Origin of the sequence: Chryseobacterium sp. YIM B08800, from assembly GCF_026163565.1 — a bacterium.
GTDB lineage: Bacteria > Bacteroidota > Bacteroidia > Flavobacteriales > Weeksellaceae > Chryseobacterium.
On record NZ_JAPDKN010000048.1, the window covers coordinates 40,829 to 52,016 of the forward strand.

Genomic DNA, 11,188 nt, shown 5'->3' on the forward strand with positions numbered 1-11,188 from the left:
AATTACTGTCACCTATTATCTGTTACCTAATTTATGAGTAAATTCCTCCGTTAATATTAATAATTTCGCCTGTGATGTATGAAGATTTTTTTGATGCTAAAAATGCAACCAGATCTGCTACTTCTTCTGCTTCACCAAATCGATTGGCTGGGATCATCGCTTTCAATTCATCTTCGTTAAAATCCTGCGTCATATCTGTTTTGATAAAACCCGGAGCAACTGCATTTACAGTAATATTTCTTTTTGCTACCTCTTGAGCTAGAGCTTTTGTCGCACCAACCAAAGCACCTTTCGCAGCAGAATAATTGGTTTGTCCGGCCGTTCCTTTTACTCCAGAAACTGAAACCATATTGATAATTCTACCGTATTTGTTTCTCAATAATTTCTGAATAAAGAAATTCGTCACATTATAGAAACCATTTAAACTCGTATTAATCACAGAATTCCAATCTTCACTTGGCATCCACATAAATAATCCGTCTCTTGTAATTCCGGCGTTATTTACGATAATTTCAACTACAGATTTTGGATTATTTTCCTGCCATTCATTTAAAACTTTTTGAGTTTCTTCAGCATTTCCTACATCAAATTTAAGAATTTCTCCTGTAGAACCCAATTCTTCCACTTTAGCTAAAGTTTCTTTTGCTGCAGCTTCGTTTGAAGTATAATTAATTAAAATATGATAATTCTTTTCTTCCGCCAGTTTTATGCAGATAGCTCTTCCAATTCCTCGGGAACCACCTGTTACAATTGCACATTTCATATGTGTTTCAGTTTATTTATATATTGACAACTAAAAGTAGCCAATAATTACATTGTCTTTAAATATTTTTTCACTTCCTCCAAATAAGGATACATCACCATATCATTTGAAAATGCAGGAATAATTTTTCTAATCTCATCGTACAATTCTTTTGTTTTTGATGAAATTTGATCTTGGTAACCCAGATATTCTATAGCCTGAACAACAGTAATCGCTTCAATAGCCAAAACTTCAAAAGCATTTTCAATTACCTTTCTGCAAATCACAGCAGCATTTGTGCCCATGCTTACAATATCCTGATTATCATTATTGTTCGGAATACTGTGAACATACATAGGATTCGACAACATCTGGCTTTCTGCCGTTGTAGAGGTCGCTGTAAACTGAACACCCTGCATCCCGAAATTAAATCCTAATTTACCTAAATTAACAAATGGAGGTAAAATTTCATTAATTTTTGAATTTAAAAGATAATTCAATTGTCTTTCAGCCAACATGGTCAACTTCGTTACAACGATCTTCAACTTATCCATTTCCAAAGAAATATAATCTCCGTGGAAGTTTCCACCGTGGTAAACGTGCTGGTCTTTCACATTGATAATCGGGTTATCGTTTGCAGAATTGATTTCGTTTTCAAGAACTTTTTCAGTAAATTTCAAAGTATCTAAAACGGGGCCCAAAATCTGCGGAACACATCTCAAAGAATAATATTCCTGAACTTTTTCTTTGAAAACCTTTTCCTGTTCTTCAAAGTGGGTATATAAATGGTCCGCTCTTTTTCTGATTAATTTACTGTCAGCTAAATGATGACGCATTTTTTCTGCGATTTTCTGCTGACCTGCGTGAAGTTTTGTTCCGTTCAGGACTTCTGAAAAATGATCATCATACGCCTGAACAATTTCGTTGATAGCACAAGATAACTTTAAGGAAATTTCAGTTAATTGATTGGCTTTGTATGCGTTTACAATTCCAATTCCTGACATTACCGAAGTACCGTTCATTAGAGCTAAACCTTCACGAATTTCAACCTGAATTGGTTCTAAACCTTCAATTTCAAAAACTTCTTTTGTAGATTTTCTTTCACCTTTATAAAAAACTTCGCCTTCACCAATTAAAACTAAAGCCAAGTGCGCCAATTGCACCAAATCACCACTTGCTCCAACTCCGCCGTGTTCAAAAATAAGCGGCGTAATATCTCTGTTAATTAATTCTTTAAGTAAATTTACTACAGATTCATGAACTCCGGAATTCCCTAATGATAAAGTATTCAATCTTGCCAACATACAAGCTTTCACTTCATCAGCAGGAAGTGGATTTCCAATACCCGAAGAATGGCTTCTGATCAGATTATATTGAAGTTGGTGTGTATCTTCATCACTGATCTTAAATTGCGCCATTGGCCCAAAACCCGTATTTACTCCATAAATTACTTTATTTTTTGAAAATTCTTTCAGAAAAGAAAAGCTCTCATTCACCCTCTGGAGAAGTGATTGATCTAATTCAATGCTTTCATTTTCAATAATAATTCTCTGAAAATCTCTCAGTTCTAAAAAGTTATTTATTTTCATCAATTAAAAGTAATAATATATAATTTTTGTAAAATGTAATTAATTGTCACTAATTTTGCGCAAAGATAAAAAGTTTTATTAAACAAATGGACAAAGAAATTGTTGATGTTTTAGTAATTGGAGCCGGACCTTCTGGATGCGTATCTTCTGCTTATTTAAAGAAGAATAACATCAATGTGAAAGTGGTTGAAAAAACAAAATTCCCAAGACTTGTTGTTGGTGAAAGCCTTATTCCCAGAGTGATGGACCATTTTGATGAAGCCGGATTGTTTCCTGCGTTAGATAAAATGGGCTTTGAAAAAAAATTGGGAGCTCGTTTTATGCGAGGAAATGAGGTTTGTATTTTTGATTTTAGCAACAAATTCGGGGAAGGATGGGATTGGACGTGGCAAGTTCCAAGAGCTGATTTCGACAACACTTTAGCCCAAGAAGTCATCAACAAAGGTATTGACCTTGAATTTGAAACAGAAGTTATCGGAATTGAATTTAACGGAACAGATTCTATCACAACCGTTAAAACTAAAGACGGAAAAACCAAAGAAATCCATGCAAAATTCGTAATTGATTCCAGCGGTTATGGAAGAGTTTTACCAAGACTTTTAGATTTAGAAAAACCTTCAAAATTATCTCCACACTCTGCAATTTTTGCTCATGTAGATGATATCAACAGAGAAGAAGGCGTAGAAGGAACTTTGATTTCTTTTGACATTATAGAAACTGAAGTCTGGCTTTGGGTAATCCCTTTTTCGAATGGAAATACAAGCATAGGAATTGTTGGTCCGACTGATTATATTGAAAAATTATCTGAAAATGGAGACCCTACGGAAGCTCTGAGAAAAGCAATTTCACTTTCGGATTATTATGTAAAACGTTTTGGTGATGTAGATTTTCTTTTTGAACCAAGACACTTGAAAGATTATTCTTGCTCTGTAAAAAGCTTATTCGGAGACGGATTTGCTTTAACAGGAAATGCTTCTGAATTTCTTGACCCTGTATTTTCTTCAGGAATGGCGTTTGCAACCGAAGGCGGAATGACAGCCGCAAAACTGGCAATAAGACAATTGAACGGCGAAACAGTAGATTGGCAAAAAGAATTTGCAGATTACATTTTATACGGCGTTGATGTTTTTACAACGTATGTAAAAGAATGGTACACCGGAAATCTTCAGGAATTATTTTTCTACCAACCTGAAAATCCTGATGTTAAAAGAAAAATTTGCGCCGTTTTAGCAGGTTATGTTTGGGACAAAAAAAATACGTTTGTGAGAATACATGATACTGCAATTGTGAATCTTGCAAATTTCATTAAAGCAGAAAAGCAACAAGCATAAAAAAAGCGGACTGAAAATTTTCAGTCCGTTTTTGTTTTATTTTAAAGCAGTTTTAATATCTTTTCCTAATTTTTTTCCTAAAATTTCGTAGACAGCTGCAATTCTTCCGTATTCCCAAGAAAAATCTTTATTCATCTGTCTTCCCAAAATTTTATTTGCTTTTAATTTCATAACAACATTTGAAGGATTATCTGTTTCTACAAAAGTTAGATCGGCATCAAGTTTTCCTTCCTGAGAACCAATCATTCCGCCATACCAACCTGCATAAACCCATTTTGCATCAATGATTAGAGTATATTTTGCTTTAACATCATTTCTGAAAAAAAGTTTTTTAGATCTATTATTAGCCCCTTTAAAGAAGTATTCCTGAAATTCTGTAGATTTAAATCTTTCCCATTGATATATCCAGTTTTCCCAAACCTTTTCATTCTTTTTAGCAGTGATATCTGCTTTTCTGTTTTCAATATACTGTTCTTCAGTAAAATTTTTCTCTTGGTAAACAGCATTATCAAATTTCAATTGAACATTTACCTCAGTCTGATCTTTAAGAAAATCAAAATTTCCTGAAATAACATCTATTTTGTTTTGGGCAAAAACTGTTGTTGCAACTACCATTAATAAAAGCAAAAATATTTTTTTCATCATTAAGAATATTTATAAGTTTACAAATATAATACTTCTGAAAACATTATCATTAACTTAATAATATTTCCAACTTATTTGAATAAAACTTAAAATTTATCTTAAATCAATAAATGTAATTGGCTTTCTGCTGTTTGGGTTGAAAACGGTTTTAGATAAAACATCAAAATCTACCATTTCAATTTTCGGGCTGACTCTTAATTTTGCACGGAAATGATCTCTAACTTCTCCTTCAAAACTTTCCTCTTCTCTTTCTGTACTTAGCTTAATGATAATTTCATCTAAACCAATTTCATTGGATTGAATAACGATTTGATAGCATAAAATTCCTTCGAAATCATTCAGAATATCATTCATTGCAGGCGGATACAAAGTTGTTCCTTTATATTTGATCATTTGCTGTTTTCTTCCGACAACTGGCCCTAATCTCAGTGTATTTCTACCACATTTACATGGTTCATAATGAGCTCTAACTAAATCTCCCGTTTTAAATCTCAACAAAGGAAGTGCTTCAACACCTAATGTTGTAATGGTCAATTCTCCGCTTTCACCATCTTTTACTGGATTTCCTTCATTATCAAGAATTTCGGTAATAATTAATTCCGGATGTTGATGCCCTCCAACTTGATGTTCACATTCGGTAAACGCAGTGCTCATTTCAGTGGAAGCATAAGTGGAATACAATTGAATATTCCATTTCTCCTTAATCTTTTGCGAAAGAATATTATCTGTGAAATCCTGATTTTTGATGCTTTCACCAATGCAAACCGCACCAAAAACGCTGGAATTTTTATAATCAATTCCGTGTTTTTCGGCATAATCAATCATTTTCAACAGAAATGACGGAACAGTTATCAAATATTTTGGTTTGTATCTAAAAATAGAATCCCATTGAAGTTCGGGAATTCCAGGCCCCATTCTCACAACACTGGCGCTCATTTTTCTCAATCCTAAAAAATAAGCCAAACCAGCCATGAATCTTTTATCAATTGTCGTAATCATTTGTACAACATCACCTTTTTGGATTCCTGCGCAAGCGAAAGAAATTGCTTCATTGTAAGCTAATCTTTCAAGATCTTGATCAGATAAACCAAAAGTTACAGGATCCCCTAAAGTTCCGGAAGTCGTGCTATAATCAACAATTTGATTCTGTGGAATACAGAAAAAATCATCATTATTTTGCTGAATATCGTTCTTAGAAGTTGTTGGAATTTTCTGCAAATCTTCCAAGGTTTGAATATCAGAAATTTGAATATTGTTTTCCTTAAATAATTTCTGGTAAAAAGGCGAATTGGCTTCAAGATATTGTAAAAGCCTCTGAAGTTTTTCTTCCTGAAATATTTTTATATCCTGAATGTCTGCTTTTTCGATAGATGGGAAAAGTTCCAATAGTTTAAAATTTAGAAGACAAATTTAATTAAAATGAAAAGATTAAAGGATTTAACAATTAAAAATCTGTGGGTTTTATATCTCCTGCTGATTACACAGATTTTCACAGATGATTGTGTTGAAAATTAAATTAAAATCTTTAAAATCTGCGAGAGAAAAATAAGTTTTGGTTAAAGCCGATTTCGTCCATCAAATTTGAAAGCGGACTAAAGCCTACTCTATTAATAAAAGCTACACCTATTAAATTTCACAAATTTTAAAAATTCACATTTCATCATTGAGAATCACAATTTAAAACACTCTTAATTTCTTCCAACTTTTCAATAGATGGAATCAAAATAAAACATATATTATAAACCGACAAAAATCACTAAATTTGCCAACTTGATTAATCAACGAAATTGAGAAATTACAATGAGCCAATTTAAAGAATATAAAAACCTCAACCTTATAGATGTAGCCGAGAATGTTTCGGAATTCTGGAAAGCAAACGACACTTTTGCAAAAAGTGTGGAAACACGTCAGGGAAATCCTGAGTTTGTGTTTTACGAAGGTCCGCCTTCAGCCAACGGAATGCCCGGAATTCACCACGTTATGGCCAGAGCGTTGAAAGATATTTTCTGTCGTTACCAGACGCAGAACGGGAAACAGGTTTTCCGTAAAGCGGGTTGGGATACGCACGGACTTCCCGTAGAACTTGGAGTTGAAAAAGAACTCGGAATCACTAAAGAAGATATTGGCAAAAAAATTTCGATTGAAGATTACAACAAAGCTTGTCGTGAAGCGGTAATGCGTTATACTGATGTTTGGAATCACCTTACCGAAAAAATTGGATATTGGGTAGATCTTGAAGATCCATACATCACGTACAAATCTAAGTATATGGAGACGGTTTGGTGGCTGCTTAAACAATTGTATGACAAAAGCTTGTTGTATAAAGGTTACACGATTCAGCCTTATTCTCCGAAAGCAGGAACCGGACTTTCGTCTCACGAATTGAATCAGCCGGGAACTTACCGTGATGTTACCGACACAACAATTGTTGCTCAGTTTAAAGTTAAAAAAGATTCTTCAGAATTATTCAACGATGTTGATGGAGATATAAACGTTTTAGCTTGGACGACAACTCCTTGGACCTTGCCTTCAAACACGGCTTTGGCGGTAGGAAGAGATATTGAATATGTTGTCGTAAAAACTTTCAACCAATATACTTTTGAGCCTGTAACAGTTGTTTTGGCAAGAGTTTTATTGGAGAAGAATTTCGGTAAAAAATTCGTGGAAGGAACTGATGAAGATTTGGTAAACTACAGTTCAGACAGCAAAACAATTCCCTATAAAGTTTTAAAAGAATTTACGGGCGAACAACTTGCAGGAACTCAATATGAGCAATTAATTCCTTGGTTTACGCCGAATGAAACTCCTGAAAAAGCCTTCAGAGTAATTATCGGAGATTTTGTAACCACAGAAGACGGTACAGGTATCGTGCACATCGCTCCTACTTTTGGTGCAGATGATGCGAGAGTTGCGAAAGACGCAGGAATTCCGCCGATGTTGGTGAATGACGAAAATGACAATTTGGTTCCGTTGGTTGACTTACAAGGTAAATTCATCAAAGGAAACAATGTTCCGGAAACTTTCTCAGGAAAATATATTAAAAACGAATATTATGATGAAGGAACTGCACCTGAAAAATCTTGGGATGTAGAATTGGCGATTTTGTTGAAAACAGAAAACAAAGCCTTCAAAGTAGAAAAATATGTTCACAGCTACCCTCATTGTTGGAGAACCGATAAACCTGTTTTATATTACCCTTTGGATTCTTGGTTTGTAAAAATGACGGCTGTAAAAAAACGTTTGGTAGAATTAAACGAAACCATCAACTGGAAGCCAAAAGCTACCGGAGAAGGTCGTTTTGCCAACTGGTTGGAAAATGTAAACGACTGGAATCTTTCCCGCTCAAGATATTGGGGAATCCCATTACCGATCTGGAGAACTGAAGATTTAAAAGAAGAAAAAATCATCGGTTCGGTTGAAGAATTATACAACGAAATCGAAAAGTCTATTTCAGTAGGATTGATGACTGAAAACCCTTTCAAAGGTTTTGAAATCGGAAATATGTCTGAAGAAAACTATGATTTGATCGACTTGCACAAAAACATTGTTGATAAAGTGATCTTGGTTTCAGATTCAGGAAAAGCAATGAACCGTGAAAGCGACCTTATCGACGTTTGGTTCGATTCAGGTTCTATGCCTTATGCACAGTTGCATTATCCTTTCGAAAACAAAGAATTAATTGATAACAATAAAGCTTTCCCGGCAGATTTCATCGCAGAAGGTGTTGACCAGACTCGTGGATGGTTTTACACTCTTCACGCTATCGGAACAGCGGTTTTTGATTCGGTTGCTTATAAAAATGTAATGAGCAACGGACTTGTTTTGGATAAAAACGGTCAGAAAATGTCAAAACGTTTAGGAAATGCAGTTGATCCGTTTGAAACTCTTTCAGTTTACGGACCAGATGCAACGCGTTGGTATATGATTTCAAATGCAAACCCTTGGGAAAACCTGAAATTTGACATCGAAGGAATTGATGAAGTAAGAAGAAAATTCTTCGGAACGCTTTACAACACTTATTCATTCTTTGCATTGTATGCAAATGTTGACGGATTCAATTATTCTGAAAAAGAAGTTGAGAACAGACCAGAAATCGACCGTTGGATTTTATCTGAATTAAATCTTTTAATTAAGGAAGTAAAAGCATTTTACGAAGATTACGAGCCAACAAGAGTTGCAAGAGCGATCAGTAATTTTGTAAATGACAATTTGAGTAACTGGTACGTAAGATTGTGCAGAAGACGTTTTTGGAAAGGAGATTATTCTGATGACAAAATTTCTGCTTATCAAACTTTATATACTTGTCTTGAAACTGTTGCCAAATTATCTGCGCCGATTGCTCCGTTCTTTATGGATCAGTTGTATCAGGATTTAAACAAAGTAACAGGAAAAGACAGCGCAGAATCTGTGCATTTAACGAACTTCCCGGTTGCGGATGAAAGTTTAATCGATCAGGATTTGGTGGAGAAAACACATTTAGCACAAAACATTACAAGTATGGTTTTCTCATTGAGAAAAAAGGAAAATGTAAAAGTGCGTCAACCGTTACAAAAAGTTTTAATTCCTGTGTTGGATAAGAAAACTGAAGAGCAGATTTTAGCGGTTGCAGAATTAATAAAACAAGAAGTTAACGTTAAAGAATTGCAATTAATTAATGCGGAAGAAGCATCTCATTTAATCGTAAAACAAATTAAGCCCAACTTCAAAACTTTAGGTTCAAGACTTGGAAAAGACATGAAAGTGGTTGGTAACGAAATCAATAATCTTTCTGCCGAACAAATCTCATCTTTAGAAAAAGAAGGAAGCATCGAAATTCAAGGATATGAAATTACATTAAATGATGTAGAAATTTCAACAAAAGATATTCCTGGATGGACGGTAACTTCAGACGGAAAAACAACTGTGGCACTAGATTTGAAGATGACTGATGAATTGAAATCTGAAGGTATCGCAAGAGAGTTTATCAACAGGATCCAAAATCTTAGAAAAGAGAAAGATTTTGAATTAACAGACAAAATAAGCATCGTTTTGGAAGAAAACACTCCGTTTTTGGAGCAGATCAAACAAAATGAAGAATATATTTCATCTGAGGTCTTGTCAAATAAAATAGAAATTGTATCTTCACTTTCAAATTTTAACGAAATTGACATCGATGAGATTAAATTTAAAGTGAATGTTGAAAAAAATTAATATTTAACTATTGTTTTTTCAATTTCCAAATCATAAATTTATTAAAAAAGAAAAAGACAATGCAAGACGAAAGAGTAAGATACAACGACGCTGATTTACAAGAGTTTAAAAAGATAATTAAAGAAAAGATTGAGAAAGCAGAGAAAGATTTGCAACTAATCAGAGAAAGCTTTATCAACGATCAAAATAACGGAACCGACGATACATCGCCTACTTTCAAAGCTTTTGAAGAAGGTGCAGAAACGCTAAGTAAAGAGCAAAACTCTATTTTGGCAGGAAGACAGGAAAAGTTTGTAAGAGATCTTAAAAATGCTTTAATAAGAATAGAAAACAAAACGTACGGTGTTTGCAGAGTAACCGGAAAATTGATTCCGAAGGAAAGACTTTTGGCAGTTCCACACGCTACTTTGAGCATCGAAGCTAAAAACATGCAGAGATAATTATTTTTATCTTATTTTTGTAAATAATTAATTAGGTTTATAATTTGTTTTACGACATTTTATAAACCTAATTTGTAATATATCTATGAGTGAGTTTTTGATTTTAGGAATTATCCTCATTGCCGTTTTATGGTTTTTTAATAAAGATCGAATCAAAAACAGATTCTATCCGGATAAGCCTAAAAATCTGACAATCGATCAGCAATTCAACTCAGACAAGAGAGAAAGAGAAAAAGAAATCGACAGACTTCTCAGTAAAATGGGTAAAAACGGCATCAACGATCTGTCTGCAAAAGACAGAAAAAGACTCGACGAACTTTCTAAACATTAAGTCTTTGATAGTTCTAAGACTGACAAAAAAATAATTTAAAATGGAAGCATTAATTGTACACCCAAAAAACCAAATGGAGCTGAATGCACTGAAAGGTGTAATGAAGGAAATGGGAATTCGATATGAAAAATTTCATACAAGAGGCGCTAAAACTCAAAAATTTGAGCCTAAAGCTCCTGTAAAAAAAGATAAACCTGTAAGAAATTTTAAAGACAATCCAAAGAAAGACAAGTAATGAAGAAAATAGCATTAATCACTTTTCTTATTTTATTAATAGATCAGGCTTCAAAAATTTATATCAAAACAAATTTTAATCTGAATGACAGCATTCCTGTTTTTCCGGGTTTTAAACTGACATTTGTAGAAAATCCGGGCATGGCTTATGGTTTTCATTTTGGAGGAATGCTTGGTAAATATTTTTTAGTGATTGTTCGTATTTTTCTGATTGGCGGAATGATCTACCTTTTCAATAAATGGCTTAAAAGAGGCGAATCTAATTATCTGATTATCCCAATGTCGATTATTTTTGCCGGAGCTATCGGAAATCTTATCGACGGAATGTTCTACGGTTTAATTTTCGACAGCGGAATGGTTTACGATGAAAACGTAAATCAATGGATTGGCTATGGCGGAGTTTCCAAAATAGTTCCTTTCGGAGAAGGATATTCTACTTTTATGAAAGGCTGCGTTGTCGATATGCTGCATTTCCCTTTGGTTGATTGGTACGTTCCTGAAAGTTGGCCGTTAATCGGCGGAAAACATCTTGAATTTTTTAAATATATCTTTAACGTTGCCGATTCTGCAATCACTATCGGAGCTGCATTACTTTTAATTTTCAGAAAAAAAGCTTTTCCAAACGGACTTGAGTTCTAAAATATTTAGAGCCTGTTTAAAAAAGAATAATAAAAAAGAGTAAGGGC

The 11,188-nt window shown here is 34.0% G+C and carries 10 protein-coding genes; 6 read left to right on the forward strand and 4 right to left on the reverse strand.

The window, feature by feature from the left end; translation table 11 throughout:
* Positions 1–31 precede the first annotated feature (31 nt).
* Together fabG and OEW74_RS16435 are read right to left on the reverse strand one after the other, a co-directional pair.
* A complete protein-coding gene (gene fabG, locus OEW74_RS16430; protein ID WP_265429503.1) occupies positions 32–763 on the reverse strand; it encodes a 3-oxoacyl-ACP reductase FabG in 732 nt (243 codons plus the stop codon).
* Positions 764–810: 47 nt separating this feature from the next.
* A complete protein-coding gene (locus tag OEW74_RS16435) occupies positions 811–2,331 on the reverse strand; it encodes an HAL/PAL/TAL family ammonia-lyase (RefSeq protein ID WP_265429504.1) in 1,521 nt (506 codons plus the stop codon).
* An 86-nt stretch (positions 2,332–2,417) separates the two neighbouring features.
* Between OEW74_RS16435 and OEW74_RS16440 the strand changes: the two genes are divergently transcribed.
* Entirely contained in the window at positions 2,418–3,662 is a 1,245-nt protein-coding gene (locus OEW74_RS16440; RefSeq protein ID WP_265429505.1) for an NAD(P)/FAD-dependent oxidoreductase, read from the forward strand.
* A 36-nt stretch (positions 3,663–3,698) separates the two neighbouring features.
* Here the strand turns inward: OEW74_RS16440 and OEW74_RS16445 are convergent, their stop codons facing one another.
* Both OEW74_RS16445 and OEW74_RS16450 read right to left on the reverse strand, forming a co-directional pair.
* Positions 3,699–4,304 (reverse strand): hypothetical protein, encoded by a 606-nt coding sequence (locus OEW74_RS16445; protein WP_265429506.1) that lies wholly within the window; start codon positions 4,302–4,304, stop codon positions 3,699–3,701.
* A 96-nt stretch (positions 4,305–4,400) separates the two neighbouring features.
* Positions 4,401–5,693, reverse strand: coding sequence for a phenylacetate--CoA ligase family protein (locus OEW74_RS16450; RefSeq protein WP_265429507.1), 1,293 nt, complete (start codon positions 5,691–5,693; stop codon positions 4,401–4,403).
* A gap of 414 nt (positions 5,694–6,107) precedes the next feature.
* Between OEW74_RS16450 and ileS the strand changes: the two genes are divergently transcribed.
* From ileS to OEW74_RS16475, 5 genes are all read left to right on the forward strand, one after another.
* A complete protein-coding gene (gene ileS / locus OEW74_RS16455) occupies positions 6,108–9,497 on the forward strand; it encodes an isoleucine--tRNA ligase (RefSeq protein WP_265429508.1) in 3,390 nt (1,129 codons plus the stop codon).
* Positions 9,498–9,556: 59 nt separating this feature from the next.
* Positions 9,557–9,937, forward strand: a complete 381-nt coding sequence (locus OEW74_RS16460; protein ID WP_265429509.1) for a TraR/DksA family transcriptional regulator — start codon at positions 9,557–9,559, stop codon at positions 9,935–9,937.
* A gap of 85 nt (positions 9,938–10,022) precedes the next feature.
* Complete coding sequence (locus tag OEW74_RS16465; RefSeq protein WP_265429510.1) at positions 10,023–10,268, forward strand: DUF6576 domain-containing protein; 246 nt, start codon at positions 10,023–10,025, stop codon at positions 10,266–10,268.
* A gap of 40 nt (positions 10,269–10,308) precedes the next feature.
* Positions 10,309–10,503, forward strand: coding sequence for a DUF2683 family protein (locus tag OEW74_RS16470; protein WP_265429511.1), 195 nt, complete (start codon positions 10,309–10,311; stop codon positions 10,501–10,503).
* Complete coding sequence (locus OEW74_RS16475; RefSeq protein WP_265429512.1) at positions 10,503–11,141, forward strand: lipoprotein signal peptidase; 639 nt, start codon at positions 10,503–10,505, stop codon at positions 11,139–11,141. Before OEW74_RS16470 ends, OEW74_RS16475 begins: the two co-directional genes overlap by 1 nt.
* The last annotated feature ends 47 nt before the right edge of the window (positions 11,142–11,188 follow it).